13 protein-coding genes are annotated in these 14,449 nt (G+C 68.8%); 7 read left to right on the forward strand and 6 right to left on the reverse strand.

Features of this window, described 5'->3' with window-relative positions:
• Nucleotides 1-964: 964 nt before the first annotated feature.
• Nucleotides 965-1,117 (reverse strand): hypothetical protein, encoded by a 153-nt coding sequence (locus tag NKG98_RS01825; protein WP_254768042.1) that lies wholly within the window; start codon nucleotides 1,115-1,117, stop codon nucleotides 965-967.
• Nucleotides 1,118-1,181: 64 nt separating this feature from the next.
• On the reverse strand, nucleotides 1,182-2,219 hold the full coding sequence (locus NKG98_RS01830) for a tyrosine-type recombinase/integrase (RefSeq protein ID WP_254768043.1): 1,038 nt from the start codon (nucleotides 2,217-2,219) through the stop codon (nucleotides 1,182-1,184).
• Between the two features lie 505 nt (nucleotides 2,220-2,724).
• Between NKG98_RS01830 and NKG98_RS01835 the strand changes: the two genes are divergently transcribed.
• The gene (locus NKG98_RS01835) at nucleotides 2,725-3,228 is read left to right on the forward strand and encodes an ABC transporter permease subunit (protein WP_254768044.1); all 504 of its coding nucleotides are present in this window, start codon (nucleotides 2,725-2,727) and stop codon (nucleotides 3,226-3,228) included.
• Complete coding sequence (locus NKG98_RS01840; protein WP_254768045.1) at nucleotides 3,225-3,929, forward strand: ABC transporter ATP-binding protein; 705 nt, start codon at nucleotides 3,225-3,227, stop codon at nucleotides 3,927-3,929. The genes NKG98_RS01835 and NKG98_RS01840 overlap by 4 nt, the downstream gene beginning before the upstream one ends.
• Nucleotides 3,930-3,978: 49 nt before the next feature.
• Here the strand turns inward: NKG98_RS01840 and NKG98_RS01845 are convergent, their stop codons facing one another.
• Nucleotides 3,979-4,950 (reverse strand): ornithine cyclodeaminase family protein, encoded by a 972-nt coding sequence (locus NKG98_RS01845; protein ID WP_254768046.1) that lies wholly within the window; start codon nucleotides 4,948-4,950, stop codon nucleotides 3,979-3,981.
• A gap of 79 nt (nucleotides 4,951-5,029) precedes the next feature.
• Here NKG98_RS01845 and NKG98_RS01850 point away from each other — a divergent pair, with 79 nt between their 5' ends.
• Nucleotides 5,030-5,269 carry an ArsR family transcriptional regulator gene (locus NKG98_RS01850; RefSeq protein ID WP_254768047.1) on the forward strand — a complete coding sequence of 80 codons (240 nt, stop codon included), beginning with the start codon at nucleotides 5,030-5,032 and terminating at the stop codon, nucleotides 5,267-5,269.
• A gap of 491 nt (nucleotides 5,270-5,760) precedes the next feature.
• Nucleotides 5,761-6,279, forward strand: a complete 519-nt coding sequence (locus NKG98_RS01855; protein ID WP_254768048.1) for a DUF8159 domain-containing protein — start codon at nucleotides 5,761-5,763, stop codon at nucleotides 6,277-6,279.
• A gap of 116 nt (nucleotides 6,280-6,395) precedes the next feature.
• On the opposite strand, the gene NKG98_RS01860 is transcribed toward NKG98_RS01855, so the two are convergent.
• Nucleotides 6,396-6,704 carry a HalOD1 output domain-containing protein gene (locus NKG98_RS01860; protein ID WP_254768049.1) on the reverse strand — a complete coding sequence of 103 codons (309 nt, stop codon included), beginning with the start codon at nucleotides 6,702-6,704 and terminating at the stop codon, nucleotides 6,396-6,398.
• A gap of 97 nt (nucleotides 6,705-6,801) precedes the next feature.
• Nucleotides 6,802-9,984: a PAS domain S-box protein gene (locus tag NKG98_RS01865; RefSeq protein ID WP_254768050.1), complete on the reverse strand. Its 3,183-nt coding sequence runs from the start codon at nucleotides 9,982-9,984 to the stop codon at nucleotides 6,802-6,804.
• 86 nt (nucleotides 9,985-10,070) lie between these two features.
• On the opposite strand from NKG98_RS01865, the gene NKG98_RS01870 reads away from it, so the two are divergent.
• Nucleotides 10,071-10,895 (forward strand): aldo/keto reductase, encoded by an 825-nt coding sequence (locus tag NKG98_RS01870; RefSeq protein WP_254768051.1) that lies wholly within the window; start codon nucleotides 10,071-10,073, stop codon nucleotides 10,893-10,895.
• Between the two features lie 4 nt (nucleotides 10,896-10,899).
• On the opposite strand, the gene NKG98_RS01875 is transcribed toward NKG98_RS01870, so the two are convergent.
• Complete coding sequence (locus tag NKG98_RS01875; protein WP_254768052.1) at nucleotides 10,900-12,561, reverse strand: gamma-glutamyltransferase family protein; 1,662 nt, start codon at nucleotides 12,559-12,561, stop codon at nucleotides 10,900-10,902.
• A 146-nt stretch (nucleotides 12,562-12,707) separates the two neighbouring features.
• Between NKG98_RS01875 and NKG98_RS01880 the strand changes: the two genes are divergently transcribed.
• Together NKG98_RS01880 and dinB are read left to right on the forward strand one after the other, a co-directional pair.
• A complete protein-coding gene (locus tag NKG98_RS01880; protein WP_254768053.1) occupies nucleotides 12,708-13,121 on the forward strand; it encodes a DUF5518 domain-containing protein in 414 nt (137 codons plus the stop codon).
• Nucleotides 13,122-13,174: 53 nt separating this feature from the next.
• The gene (gene dinB / locus NKG98_RS01885; RefSeq protein ID WP_254768054.1) at nucleotides 13,175-14,443 is read left to right on the forward strand and encodes a DNA polymerase IV; all 1,269 of its coding nucleotides are present in this window, start codon (nucleotides 13,175-13,177) and stop codon (nucleotides 14,441-14,443) included.
• The last annotated feature ends 6 nt before the right edge of the window (nucleotides 14,444-14,449 follow it).

Raw genomic sequence — 14,449 nt, forward strand, 5'->3', positions numbered from 1 at the left:
CGGGTACGGTTCCGCTGGTGGTACCGAGTATAGCCGATACACGTCGGTATGTGAATCTGTTACCACACTCGGTTCGGCCCGGAAAGAAGAGGAATCGAGATCGGATAGCTGTTCTCGGTATAGCTGTTCTCGGTATAGCTGTTCTCGGTCTCAGTCCCTTGTTGAGCCTGAACGACCTTCTTCTCACCCAACCTTCGGTTGCCAACCTTATGAGTGTTGTGTATAATCTAATTAGAGAATATAATTGAAGCCCATTAGCACACAGAGTCTCTCCAGATCGCCGGCCCCCTCAGACGGCTCAGATTCGCTCCTGTTACATTTCCTGGTTCGAATGTAGAAAGGCATTCAGAGAAAAAAGAAACTCAACAGAAAGCGTTCTCGTGGCTCTGGTGGGACTTGGTGGTAGTGGCAGTGGTGGTGACGTGGAAGGCTACTCCGTGGAGAGCCGTTCTTGGTATCTGCTACGGCTGGGCTTCGAACGATTGAGAGATGTGAGAAGACCATATCTGGAGCCGGAGACGGATACCTCTGATCGGGCCGCTGGTCGAGATCGGTGGCTGGCCACCGACGGTATTTCGTTGATTGTCGATAACAGGCCGGTCGGTTATTACACCGTTCGATTCACGATGCTGATTCGCTACGTTACCTGCCTCGAAAATATCTGGGTTTTCCACGCGCGTTAGGGCCGATCTCGGGTGTGGGCGATCGGCCCCGATAGGTAATGATTCTGAATTATGTTACTGGTGATTCGTGTAAAAGGCCGTTCCCGGTAACCAGCCGGGTGAGCCGACGACCGACGACTGTTACTGGAGCCAACCAGACCCCAGACCCAAATGCAACCAATTACGGGATGCCTCCCGCACTTCGGAGAGGAGAGGGGCGGATATAACAGTTTCCTTGAGGGTCTGTAAGGGGCCTTCTGCGTTTCAGCCCAGGTCGAGAAGCACCCTTCCAGGATTCGGAGTTACAGGCTGACGCCGACCAGGTAGAGGTCGATATCGTTACAGAAGTTCTGCATTAGCTCTTCTTCGTGCTGGTTCAGGTCACCTCGCTTGATGGCCTGAACGACGGCCTCCTGAACCAGTACGGCCTGCATCGGCGACGGTTTTAGCGACATACTTTTTCTGACGGTCGCTGAGATTATATATCTTTCAGATAGATTATAGAAGGCCCCTTCTGGGTTAGAGAAGGTCTCGGTACTGCTTCCGTCTCCGCAAGGCGTCTTCCTGCGTTCTCGCGTCGTAGTGCTTCTCCAGTACCTCGACAGATACATCTACGCGCTCCGACAGCAACTCTTTCGGCCACCCTCTGTTGATGTGATCGGTGATCGAGCCGCGCCGGATGGGGTGAAGGCTGACGTTCTCCGGGCAGGACATGGCCCGCTTCTTTTTGGTGAACTCGCAGGTTTCTATGTCCTTGTTGGCGGGGCACTGACCGGCGTAGACGCAGGGCCGGGTGAGGGCGACGGTGTTCTTGTAGGCCCGTTGGCGGGTGAGCCGACCATTCGCCGTTGTGAAGAGCGGGTTCCTCCCGTATTCGTCTGTCACGTCGGGCCGCCGCATTTCGATGTAGTCTTGGAGAACGTCGAAGAGGCCTTCCGAGAGTTGGATTGTCCGCTCGCTCTTCTCGTTGTTCTTCAGCGGGGTTCCCTGGGCTTCTCGGTGTACGAACGTTAGTGCGGGGTCGCCTTCTCGATCTCTTCCGAGGTCTTCGAGATCGAGTGAGATCGCCCCGGAGATTCGGCTGGCGGTCTCCCACATTAGCTGGAAGAGCGCGTGCTGTCGGGTGGCGTATTCGTAGGTCGAGAGGTAGTCGAGGATTTGGTTAGCGGCGTGTGCCCGTAAGACCTCTTGGCTGACTTGCTCTTTTTCGCTCACGTTGGGGACGCGGGTTCGGTCGTAGACGCCCGGCTCGATCAGGCCGGAGTTCTCGCACCATTTGATGAAGACCCGGACGAGTTTTACGGTCTGCTGGGCCGTGATGGGCTTCACGTCTTCGGCTTCCCGTTTCTGTACCCACGATTCCATGAGGTAGCTGTTGACTTGGCCGATTGCGTCGATGCCCTCGTTCTCGCAGTATTCGACAAAGTGCCGGGTGGGGAATTTGTAGGCCCGGTAGCTGGATTCTTTGACGTTCCCGCGCTTGGCGTTCAAAAACTGACGCCGTGCGGCTCGGGGTGTGAGTTCTTCGCTGGGGTCGCGTTCTGTGATCGGCTTCATCGTGATCGGTCTCCGTGTGCGCCCCTCTGCTGGCTCTTCCGAGGCCGGTGGAGATATCAGTCTGTTCCCCGACGGCCCTACCGAGCCAGTTCAAAGAACTGGTGAGGTGGGGTCGGAGGGCCGACCGAAATCTCGACGGCGGTATGTCGAGATTGAGGGAGGTTGAACCCGCGAGCGGCCTGAAAGGCCGCGAGCGGAGGTGGTTCAAATCCCTCCGACCCCATACTTCTGTCGCGAACGATCCCTACCGGGCCGTCGGCCTCGGCTTCCCGTGGCCGGTCGGGCTGGTCGCCGCCGTCCTCGCCGCGGCGGCGCTCGGCCTCCTGCTCGGAGCGACGACCCTCAGACTTCGCGACGACTTCCTCGCAATCGTCACGCTGGGCGTCGCCGGAATCGTCCACGGGCTGGTCGTCGCCTTCCGCGACGTCACCGGCGGGGCGGTCGGTCTCACCGGCGTTCCCCGGCCGATATCGGACGCCACGACGTCGGCGGGGGAGCGGAACTCGTGTCGACGCTGTTCGTCTTCGGTGCGCTCGCGCTCCTGTTCTACGGCGTCTTCCACCGGCTGTCGGCGTCGCCGTACGGGCGCGTCCTCCGTGCGATTCGGGCCGACGATCTGGTGACGGAGACGGTCGGCAAGCGCGTGTTCCGGTACAAGGTCGCGGCGTTCGTCTACGGGGCGGCCGTCGCGGGCCTTGCCGGCGCGTTGCTGGTCTTCTACAACGGCGCGGACGCGGTGGGCTTTTTCACCATCGACGTGACCGTCGTCCTCTGGGTCGGAATGCTCATCGGCGGCGCGGGCAACGACCGCGGCGTCGTCGGCGGGCTGGCGATCATCATGGGCTTTCAGCTGGCGACGCGGTTCTTCAACGACGCGATCCCGTTTGTCACGCAGGATCGGTTCGCGTCCGTCCGGCTGATGCTCGTCGGCCTGCTGTTGATGCTCATCGTCAGGTACCGCCCGGAGGGGATCTGGGGTGACGCCGACAGGCTGGGGGTGGAGTCGTGACGCTGCTCACGGTCGAGAACCTCCGGCGCTCGTTCGGCAGCCTCGTCGCCGTCGACGGCGTCTCCTTCGAGGTCGAGGCCGGCGAGATCGTCGGGATGATCGGTCCGAACGGCGCCGGGAAGACGACCACGTTCGACTGCGTGTCGAGCGTCGTCGAGAGCGACGCCGGGACCGTCACGTTCGACGGGCGAGACGTCACGACCAGTCCCCCGCACGCTCTCGCCCGACGGGGTCTCGTCCGGACCTTCCAGCGGACCCGGGAGCTGTCGACGATGACCGTCGAGGAGAACCTCCGGATCGGCGCCTACCCGCTCGGCGGCCTCCCCGAAGACCGGCTGCTCGCGGTCGTCGAGCAGTTCCCGGTCCTCGAAGAGCGCCTCGACCAGCGGGCGGGCAACCTCTCGGGGGGCCAGCAGCAACTGCTCGCGATGGCGCGGGCGCTGATCCCGGAGCCGCCGCTGCTGTTGCTCGACGAACCGTCGGCTGGTCTCGCCCCCGACCTCGTCGACGAGATGTTCGACCACATCGACGCGATCAACGACCGCGGCGTCACGGTCCTCATCGTCGAACAGAACGCGAAGACGGCGCTCCGGCGGTGCGACCGCGGCTACGTCCTCGCGCAGGGGGAGAACCGCTACGCCGACGAGGGGGAGACGCTGTTGAACGACCCCGAGGTCCGCAAGCAGTTCCTCGGCGGCTGACGCGGCCGGTGCGGCCCCCGCGAGCGTAACCGGCCGCCGCTCCCGCGAGTTACAGCGAAATCTCCGTCCCGGCCCCGCGTTCCAGCGCTCGCCGGTAGACGGTCGTTCCCGCGGCCGCGTCCAGCGTCGCGGAGCCGACGCTCTCGACGACGACGGGTTCGTCCGGGGAGCCGCGCTCGTAGCCGTCGGCGAGCAGGTCGCCGAGCGGCACGAGGTCCGCGGCGTCGAGGTCGGTCGCGAGGAGGTCGCCCGTGTCGGCGACCTCGGTCGGGACGTCGGCGAAGACCGCGCCGGCCCGTTCGAGGACGGCGGCGTCGAGTTCCCGCATCTCGGCGGTGAACGCGCCGACCGCGACGACGACCGCCCCCGGGGCGAGCGCGTCGGCCGGGAACACCGGTTCGGTGGCGGTCGTCGCGGTCACGACCGCGTCGGCCCCGTCGACGGCCGCCGACGGGCGCTCGACGGCCCGGGCCGGGATTCCCTCGTCGCGCAGGTCGGCCGCACACGCCGTCCGGGAGTCGCTCGGGGAGTAGACCCGCACGTCGTCGAGCGAGGCGACCGTCTCGATGGCGCGGGTCTGCCAGCGCGCCTGCGCGCCCGCCCCGAGGACGCCGAGCGTTGCCGCCTCGGGGGCGAGTTCGCGGACCGCGAGCGCGCCGATACAGCCCGTCCGGGCGTTCGTGACGGTCGTTCCGCCCATGAACGCTTCGGGGACGCCGGTGCGGGCGTCCGCGAGAACGATCTGCGCGTGAATCGTCGGCAGGCCGCGTTCGGCGTTGCCCTCGTGGACGCCGACGAGTTTCGTCGCGTACTGGTCGTCGCCGTGGACGTAGGCGGGCATCGCGATACCCGTCCCCAGCGGGTCGTCGCCGTCGAGGCCCGCGCCGACGGCGAAGTGGGGTCGGTCGGGTCGCTCGACGTCGCCCGCGGCCTGCTTGACGAGCGCGTCGCCGACCACGTCGACGAGTCCCGCCAGGTCGAGGGCCTCCCCGACCTCGTCCTCCGAGAGTACGAGTACCATGGGCTGGCGTCGCACTGTCGCGCCTTAGGTGTTGGTCAAAATCGGCGCGGATCGTGCCTGAACGCTCGTCCTGTCGCTCGTGGGGAGACGCGACGGGGACGCGGTTCGCGTCGACGAGTTGTACTGCTCCGACGAGGCCCCCGACCCCCTCCTCGCGGACCTCCAGCACCACCACCTGCCGAAACTCGTCGATACGGGGTACGTCGTCCGGGACGAGGAGACGCGGACCGTCCGACGCGGGCCGCAGTTCGACGAGGTTGCGCCGCTCCTGCGGGTGTTACACGACGACCGCGACGTGCTTCCCGGCGACTGGCCGTGACCGGGAGTGTAGCCGCTCGCTTCCAGCCGTACCGGCGGGTTACGGGCGGAGCGGCGCCGGAAGGGACGACCTGCGACGGCGCCGAGCGGGAGGCCGGGTCGAATCGATCCGCGTACCCGCCGGTAACGACCGACATCCGTCCGGGGGAGAACCGGGGCGGCGACCTGTAACGGGAGAATACACGACCGGCGCTAGCGCACGCGTGCGCGAATTCGAGTCGCATCGGCGCCGACGGTCGGTCGCAGGGGGACACCGACGCCGGCCCCGGTGACGAACGAGACGGCGGCGGCCGCGAGGAGCAACGGCAGGTTCGGGCGTTCGAAACCGCTGTGACGGATCGGATCCGTGGCGTTCGCTGGCGGCCGGAACCCCTTAGCGTTACGATACCGCGAACCGGCGATGGAGGCGCCGAGACGGCCGTCTACCGGGGCGAGCGCCTAGAGAAAGGTACGGCGCGATTACTAATCACGGATTCTATCAATCGGCCTGATATGGAGCGACGAAAGATCCTCCTCGGCAGCGGTGCCGTGTTCGCAACCGTCCTGGCCGGCTGTTCCAGCGCTGACGGCGACGAAGAGAACGACGGCGACGACGGCGGCGACGGGACGACCGGCGACGGCGGCGACGGAACGACCGGCGACGGCGGCGACGGCAGCGACCACGACATCCCCGGCTTCACGGAGAAGGAACTCTCCCTCGAAGAGCACCACGTCGAGGTGAAACGGGTCAAACGCGACGGGAACGCGGTCGAGGTCGTCGTCAGCACGACGATCCTGAGCGAGGAAGAACTGGAAGCGGAACTCGAAGAACTGAGCACCGCCATCGCGGAGGCGATCGAGGACCCCGACGCGTTCGTGAACGCGATCGACGTCGTCTACGGGACGATCATCGACGCCGACGGGAACGAACTGGCCACCTTCCACGTCGAGGTCGCCTGGGCGATCGCCTACCTCAACGGCGAGATGACCGCGGAGGAGTTCGCAAACCGGGTCCTCGAGACGGTCGACTGAAGTCGACCGACCGTCGCCTCGCGACGCGGTTTTCGCCGGGACGGTCCGGAGTCGTCCCCGGCCGCGGCCGCGGCCGTCGCTACCCGGCGTCGCGGCGGCGAAACGGAGAGCGGGACCTACTCGTCGTCGGCGGCCTCGACGCGGATCTTTCCGTCCGCGGTGACCGTCACGAGACAGCCCTCGTGTTCGAAGGTCACCGATCCCCCCGAACGGAGGCCGTCAGCCCGGGGTTCGAACAGGCGTTCTAGCGCGTCGGCGTTGATCGAGTAGTGAAGCGGTTCGAGATCGACGACGTCGACGCCGGCGAAAGTGGCGACGGCGTCGGCGACGGCGACGCTGAGCGGTTCGTCGTCGAGTCGATCGTACTGTACGGTGTAGCTGTCTCCGCTCGAAGATGGCGAAATCGGTGAACTCGTCTCTGTCATTCGTGTCTCCCCCAGTTCAACGACGGTTCTTCAGCACTGGTAGTAAAGAGGTTGACCATTAACTGTGTAACGGACTTCTTCGAGGGCGGTTAAAGGATTAACCTCCGACGCCCTCGCCGTCGAACAGCGCCGCGAAGAGCTTTCGCTCGGCGGTTCGCACGTGGTTGTGAAATGCCGGCGGGGAGATGCCCAGCGAGTCGGCGACCTCCTCGCCGGTCGCCTGCCGCGGCCACTCGAAGAAGCCCCCGTGGTAGGCGGCCTGGACGACCTCGCGCTGGCGGTCGGTGAGGTCCTCGAGGGCGGAGACGGGCTCCCGGTAGGGGCCCCTGAGCCGGCCGTCGCCCGCGCTGGAGCGGTCGCGTCTCGCCAGCAGCGAGACCGAGAGGCCGCGCCGATTGATCGTCGAGAGCAACTCCCGGACCTCGATCGACGGCGGGACGTCGACCGTCGCGCGCACCTCGTCGCCGTCGACGACGAACTCGCGTAACACGCCGCCGTGGGCGTCGACGATCGAGCCGAGGAACGGCTCGACGAGGCGAAGCTGGACGACCGTCCGCCCGTCGGCCCGGCCGATGACGGCCGCGTCGTCGAGACCGTCGACGTCGTTCACCTCGTCGGCGTCGACCTCTCCGTCGATCTCCGCGAAGACGACGGTCGAGCCGTCCTCCTGTGAGATCACGCCCCGGAGGTCGACGGTCGCCCCGAGGGCGCCGGAGAGCGCCGAGAGCGGGCCGCCGTCGTCGACCGCGAGTTCGACCTCGGTGACCTCGTCGCCGAGCAACGCGTTCTTTCGCTGGACGGCGTCGATGGCGTACGCGACGGTCTCGCCGAGTTCCGTGAGCACCCCGCGGTGGGTCTCGTCGAAGGCGTCGCGCCGGGTCGCGTAGATCGAGAGGACGCCGTAGAGGAAGTCGTCGTAGAGCAGCGGGACGGCGTAGACGGACTGGACGCTGCGCGAGAGGGCCTCGGGGCGCCAGGCGCCCTCGCGGATCGCGTCGGCGACGTTGTCGACGTAGGTCGGCCGCCGGCTCCGGGCGGCCCGGCCCGTCGGCTCCGCGGCGGGGTCGTCGACGGTCGTGACGGTCACGGCGTCGAGGTAGCCGCGGTCGAGCCCCGCGGTCGCGCGGGAGACGACCCGGTTCCCGCCCGGGTCGGGTTCGCCGATCCACGCGAACGCCCAGTCGTCGACGTCGGTCACCCGCTCGCAGACGCCGCGTTCGATCTCCTCGCGGGAGTCCGCGCGCAACAGGAGCTGTTCGACGTCTTCGCGGAGGTTGCCCGCGCGGTTGAGCCGTTCGAGGCGCTCGTTTTGCCGCCTGAGTTCCTGCTCGCGCTCGTGGAGGCGCCGCGTCCGGCCGATCCTGTCGAGGGCGGCCTCGGCGGTCGCGGCGAACAACTGGACGAGTTCGACCGTCTGGTCGTCGTAGAGGCCGGACTCGGTCGAGAACGCGACGAGGACGCCGTGTTCCCCGAGGGGGACGTAGAGTCCGCTGCGGACGTCCGTCGACTCGTCGTAGACCGCCGACGCGGTCCTGACGTCGTCGTAGACCTGCGGGGTGCCGTCGACGAACGCCTCCCACGTGATGCTCTCGTTCGGGCCGAACCGCGGCGGCGTGCCGACGTGCGTCGTCAGTTCCGAGGAGTACGCCGCCGGGTAGAGTTCGTTCTCGCGTTCGTCGAACCGGTAGACGACGACGCTCGTGAGGTCGAGGACGTCGGCGGCGACGTCGACGATGTACTCGCAGGCGGCCTGCTTGGACTCGACGGCGAGCAGGTGACGCGTCGCCTCGTGCATCGCGCCGAGGGTCTCCTCGTAGGTGACCCGCTCGGTGACGTCGATGGCGATGCCGATGACCCGTTCGAGGTCGTCGCCCCGGGTCACCGGCCGGTACCACGTCTCGAAGATGCGGTCGCCGACCTCCCGGTGGCTGTAGACCGGGTCGCCGTCGAGCGCTCGCGCGGCGTCCTCCTGAATGCCGGAGTCCTCGAAGACGTCGAACAGCGACTCGCCGACGACGTCCCCAGCGCCGAGCCCGATCTTCTCGAGGCCGCGCCCCTCGGAGAGGGTGAACCGACCGTCGGTGTCGAGGACGAACAGCACGACGGGGACGTTCTCGACGACCGCCTGAAGACGCTCGGTGCGGTCGAGGAGTTCGCGCTCGCGGGCGACGCGTTCGGAGACGTCCCGGAAGTAGACCGAGATGCCCGTCGCCGACGGGAAGACCCGCGCCTCGATCCAGGCGTCCATCGGCTCGTAGTAACCCTCGACCGTCCGGGGCTCCTGGTTCGTCATCGCCGTGACGGCCTCGTACTCGAACGCCGACCCGGCGACGCCCGGGAAGACCTCGAGGAACGTCCGGCCGAGCAGGTCCGACTCCTCGCGTTCGAGGATGTCCTCGGCGCGGTCGTTGACGTACGTGAACCGCCACTCGTCGTCGAGCGCGAGGAACGCGTCGGTGACCCGGTCGAACGACTCCCGCAGTTCCCGCTCGACGCGGTGGTAGGCCGTCACGTCGCGGATCGAGAGGACGATCCCCTCGACGGCCGGGTCGTCGAGCCGGTTGGTGAAGACGGCCTCGTGGACACACCAGGAGCCGTCGGCGTGTCGACAGCGGTACTCGCAGGTGTCCGTCGCGCCGAGGTCGCCCTCGGCGACGGCATCGAGCGTCGCGAGGAACTCCTCGCGGTCCTCCGGGTGCAACACCTCGTCGACGGGCGCTTCGAGCAGTTCCTCGGGTTCGTAGCCGACCATCCGCTCGACGGACGGGCTGACGTACGTCCGCCGGAACTCCTCGTCGAGGACGACCAGCAGCGTCGAGGAGCGTTCGAGCAGCGTCCGGTACCAGTCCTCCCGGTCTTCGAGCGCCGCGCGGGCCCGTTCGCTTCGAACCGTCCGCCGCACCCGGTGTCGGAGGAGGGTCGGCTCTTCGAGGGCGGCCGCCGTCACGACCTCGGCGGCACCCGCCGAGAGCGCCGCCTCGACGGTCGCGCCGTCGGCCGCGTCGACGAAGACGACCGGCCGGTCGTCGCCGCCGACCGCTTCGAGGAGGTCGAGGTCGTCGGTCAGCAGGCAGTGGATCGAGTCGTCGACCGCGTCCGCGTCGGTTCCGAGGGTCGTCCGCGGCCCCTCGACGGAGACGGCCCCGTCCTCGTCCCCGTCCTCGGCGTCGCCGTCGCCGTCGCCGTCGAGGGCGGTCGCCGCGGCCCGCAGCGGCGACGACGAGCCGACGGCGAGGACCCGGATCGACGTCGACTGGAGGGGACCGATCGCGCCGTTCATACCGTCCCTGAGCCGCCGGAGCGTAAAAAAGCGCCGCCGGGTTCCGGCACGGGACCGTATTTGTCGCTGGCGTCCGAAGGCGACGTATGGTCTCGCGAGTCGTCTCCAACGGCGACGTCGAGGTTCCGACGATCGGGCTGGGGACGTGGCGTCTCACCGGAAACCGGTGTCGGCGGGCGGTCGAGACCGCACTCGACCTCGGCTACCGGCACGTCGACACGGCACAGCGGTACGGCAACGAGCGCGCGGTCGGCCTCGCGCTGGCGGCGAGCGACGTCCCGCGCGAGGAGGTGTTCCTGACGACGAAGGTCTTCGGCACGAACGCGGGGTACGACGACGTGCTCGACTCGACCGAGGAGAGTCTCGACCGCCTCGGCGTCGACCGGGTCGACCTCCTGCTGTTGCACTGGCCCAATCCGCTGGTCGACGTCGAGGAGACGATGGCCGCGATGAACCGCCTCCGCGAGGAAGGGAAGGCACGACACCTCGGCGTGAGCAACTTCTCGCGGCGCCAGTTCGCGGCCGCGCGGGCCGCCTCCGACGCGCCGCTTGTGACCAATCAGGTCCAGTTTCACCCGTACAATCCCCAGCGGGAGCTACTACGGTACTGTCAGGACGAGGGGGTGCTCCTGACGGCCTACAGCCCGCTGGCCCACGGCGGGGTGATCCACGACGACACCCTGACCGAGATCGGTGCGCGGTACGGGAAGACGCCCGCACAGGTCGCCCTCCGGTGGGCGATCCAGCACCGGAACGTCCTCGCGATCCCGAAGGCCTCAAGCCGGGCGCACGTCGCGGAGAACCTCGACGTCTTCGACTTCGAACTCTCCCGGGCGGAGATGGAGACGGTCACGAACGCCTCCCCGTTCAGGACCGGACTCGCGTGGGTCCGGGGTCGGCTCGGGGTCTGAGCGGTCAGTAGCCCGCGACGTGGCCGTCCTTGCGGGGCTCGGTCGCGCCCGCGAGCGTCCCCTCGCGCCGGCGGACGAGTTGCGCGCCGCCGAACAGCGACGGCGGGAGGACGCGGACGTCGTGGCCCTTGCGCGCGAGTTTCGCCGCGTTCGGCAGTCGTTCCTCGACGCCGAGGGTGCCGTCCTCGCGGTAGCGCCACCGCGGGGCGTCGAGGGCCTCCTGCTCGCCCATGTCGTAGTCGACGATGTTGGAGAGCACCTGCACGTGGCCCTGTGGCTGCATGTAACCGCCCATCACGCCGAAGGCGGCCCAGTCGTCCGGGCCGAACCGCGCGACGGCGGGGACGAGCGTGTGGAACGGCCGCTTGCCCGGTTCGAGGCTGTTCGGGTGGTCGGGGTCGAGCGAGAACGACGCCCCGCGGTTCTGGAGCGCGATGCCCGTCTCGCCCGCGACGAGGCCGCTCCCGAAGCCCGCGAACCGGGAGTTGATGTAGGAGACGAGGTTCCCCTCGTCGTCGCCGACGGTCAGCAGGACGGTGTCGGCGTCCTCGGCGGTCGCGTTCGGCACGCCCACCGCGGGATCCGAGATCGGCGACTCGCCGATCGCCTCGGCGCGCTCGCGGGCGTACGCCTTCGAGGCAAGCGGCGGCACCGTCTCGTACTCGGGGTCGGTGACGTAGCGGTGGCCGTCGACGAACGCGAGTTTCGTCGCCTCGGCGAAGGAGTGGACGCGCTCGGGCGAGTCGTAGGGGTGGTCGCCGGCGCCGATCTCCGCCGCGAGGTTGAGCGCCTCCAGCGCGATCAGCCCCTGGTTGTTCGGCGGCAACTCGTACACCTCGGCGCCCTCGTAGGTCGTGCTCACGGGGTCGACGAACTCGGGTTCGAAGCCGGCGAGGTCGTCGACGGTCAGGAAGCCGCCCTTCGACCGCACTTCGGCCGCGATGGCCTCGGCGATCTCGCCCTCGTAGACGACGTCGGCGCCCGCCGCGGCGATTTGCCGCAGCGACTCGCCGAGTCGCTCCAGCGTCACGGTCTCGCCGGGCGCCGGCGACTCGCCGTCGAACAGGTAGGCCTCGCGGGCGTGTGCGTCGGTAAAGAGGTCGGTCGCGCCCTGCCAGTAGTAGGAGATCACCTCGGAGACGGGGAACCCCTCCGTCGCGTAGCGGATCGCGGGGTCGAGCACCTCGGCCAGCGTCTTGCGGCCCAGTCGCTCGACCGTCGCCTCCCAGCCGCGGGCCGTCCCCGGGACGGTGACCGCGTGCGGGCCGAGGAAGGGCATCCCGAGGTCGTCGGCGTCGGCCGCGGCGTCGACGGCGTAGCCGCGGGACGCGGGGTACCACGCCGAGGGGTCCTCGGCCTCCCGGATCGCCGCCTTCACGTTCTCGATCGTCGCCCCCGCGGGCGCGCCGCCGCAGGCGCGCATCGCGCCCACCTCGCCGTCGGCCGTGCGGTAGAGCGCGAAGACGTCCCCGCCCAGCCCCGTCGAGGTGGGTTCGACGACGTTCAGCGCCGCGGCCGTCGCCACCGCGGCGTCGAAGGCGTTCCCGCCGTCCCGCAGGATCGAGAGGCCGGCCTGCGCGGCCAGCGGCTGGCTGGTCGCCACCATCCCGCGGTTCGCGCGGACGGTCGAGCGTCGCGAGTCGAACCGGTCGAGGTCGTCGATCATGTGTCCTCCTCGGACCGGCGGGACCTAAAACGCGGGCGTCGCGGTAGCCCGGAGGGGGTACCGTCCCGCGGCGTCTCCGGACCGACCGACGGACTGTCGGTGGAACCGGCGAAATCGGTTAAGCTCCCTGACAGCCCCCGTACCCCATGGACACGAACTGGAGAGCAGTGATCCTCGGATTCGCCGTCATGATCGTCGTCGGGACCCTCGGGGGCCTCGGCCTGCCGGTCGTCGGCGTCGTCGGCGGCGGCGTCGTCGGCGGGCTGGTAGCGGGCTACCTCGCCGGGAACGGGGTCGGAAACGGCGTCTGGAACGGGCTGGTCGCGGGCGCGCTCGGCGGCATCGTCAGTGCGGTCCTGCTCGCGCTGCTCGGGGCGCTCGTCGGCGCCGTCGCGGGGCCGCTCGGGAGCCTCTTCGCGGGCGTGAGCGTGCTGGTCGTCGGCGTCGTCGTCGCGCTCCTGTACGCCGTGCCGAGCGGGATCGCGGGCGGCCTCGGCGGACTGCTGCGGGGCGCCGTGCGCCGGCGCGGCGTCGAACCGGTCGAACCGGTCGGCCGCTGAGCCGGCCGGGCCGCGGACGCAACGTTCACGTCGACTCGCGAGAAGCCACGCCTATGCGCGACGGGCCGCGCCTCCCCGGCGTCGAGCGCGAGGACGACGAGCGGATCGTCCTCCACGTCGACGCAGACTGCTTCTACGCCGCCTGCGAGCGCCTGCGCGAGCCCGACCTCCGCGGCGAGCCGGTCGTCGTCGGCATGGGCTACGAACCCGGCGAGACCGTCGGCGCCGTCGCCACCGCGAGCTACGAGGCCCGCGAGTTCGGCGTCGAGAGCGCGATGGCGATCTCGACGGCGCTCGAACGGCTCCCCCGGCGGGTGGACGCGGCCGACGACCCCGACCTCGCCCGCGAGGAGACCGGCCACTACCGGCCCGTCGACCTCGACTACTACGAGTCCGTCGCGGCCGACGTACGGGAGATCCTCCACGACTGCGCCGACGTCGTCCGCGAGGTGAGCATCGACGAGGCCTACCTCGACGTCACCGAGCGCACCGCGTGGGAGGTCGCCGACGGCTTCGCCCGCCACGTCAAAGACCGCATTCGCCGCGAGGTGGGCGTCACCGTCAGCGTCGGCGCCGCGCCGACGATGAGCGCGGCGAAGATCGCCAGCGACTTCGACAAGCCCGACGGCCTCACGGTCGTCCGCCCCGGCGAGGTCCGGGACTTTCTCGCGCCGCTCGACGTCGACCTGCTCCACGGCGTCGGCCCGGTCACCGCGCGCGAACTGCGGGAGATGGGCCTCGAAACCGCGGGCGACGTCGCCGCCGCGGATCCGGGACCGCTCGTCGAGCGCTTCGGCGAGCGCGGCCGGGAGCTGTACGACCGCGCGCGCGGCGAGGACGACCGCCGCGTCGAGCCCCGGGGCGAGCCCAAGAGCTTCTCGCGGGAGTCGGCGTTCGCCGACCCCGTCGAGGCGCCCGAACCGAAGTACGAGCAGGTCGGGACGCTCGCGGCGGCGGTCGCCGACCGCGCCCGCCGCGAGGGCGCGCTGTACCGGACCGTCGGCGTCAAGGCCGTCACCCCGCCGTACGACGTCAACACCCGGGAGCGGTCGCTGCCGGGACCGGTCGACGATCCGGACCTCGTCGCCCGCCTCGCGCGCGACCTGTTCGCCGAGTTCGAGTCCGAGCCGGTGCGCAAACTCGGCGTCCGCGTCGCGAACCTGGAGTTTACCGGCGCCGAGCAGGCCAGTCTCGACGGCTGGGGCGGCGACGGGGACGGAGACCCGGACGCAAACCCGGGAACGGCCGACGACGAGCGCGAGGCCGAGGAAACGTCGCCGGACCGGCCGTCCGGACAGTCCTCGCTCGGCGACTTCGCGTGAGCGGCG

It is taken from the genome of Salinilacihabitans rarus, from assembly GCF_024296665.1.
Taxonomy (GTDB): domain Archaea; phylum Halobacteriota; class Halobacteria; order Halobacteriales; family Natrialbaceae; genus Salinilacihabitans; species Salinilacihabitans rarus.

Bases quoted from the DNA above. Each gene is read 5' to 3' on its own strand.
- dinB (WP_254768054.1), top strand. From the start codon at position 13,175: ATGCGCGACGGGCCGCGCCTCCCCGGCGTCGAGCGCGAGGACGACGAG.
- NKG98_RS01845 (WP_254768046.1), bottom strand. From the start codon at position 4,950: ATGGTACTCGTACTCTCGGAGGACGAGGTCGGGGAGGCCCTCGACCTG.
- NKG98_RS01865 (WP_254768050.1), bottom strand. From the start codon at position 9,984: ATGAACGGCGCGATCGGTCCCCTCCAGTCGACGTCGATCCGGGTCCTC.
- NKG98_RS01860 (WP_254768049.1), bottom strand. From the start codon at position 6,704: ATGACAGAGACGAGTTCACCGATTTCGCCATCTTCGAGCGGAGACAGC.
- NKG98_RS01880 (WP_254768053.1), top strand. From the start codon at position 12,708: ATGGACACGAACTGGAGAGCAGTGATCCTCGGATTCGCCGTCATGATC.
- NKG98_RS01830 (WP_254768043.1), bottom strand. From the start codon at position 2,219: ATGAAGCCGATCACAGAACGCGACCCCAGCGAAGAACTCACACCCCGA.
- NKG98_RS01825 (WP_254768042.1), bottom strand. From the start codon at position 1,117: ATGTCGCTAAAACCGTCGCCGATGCAGGCCGTACTGGTTCAGGAGGCC.
- NKG98_RS01870 (WP_254768051.1), top strand. From the start codon at position 10,071: ATGGTCTCGCGAGTCGTCTCCAACGGCGACGTCGAGGTTCCGACGATC.
- NKG98_RS01875 (WP_254768052.1), bottom strand. From the start codon at position 12,561: ATGATCGACGACCTCGACCGGTTCGACTCGCGACGCTCGACCGTCCGC.
- NKG98_RS01855 (WP_254768048.1), top strand. From the start codon at position 5,761: ATGGAGCGACGAAAGATCCTCCTCGGCAGCGGTGCCGTGTTCGCAACC.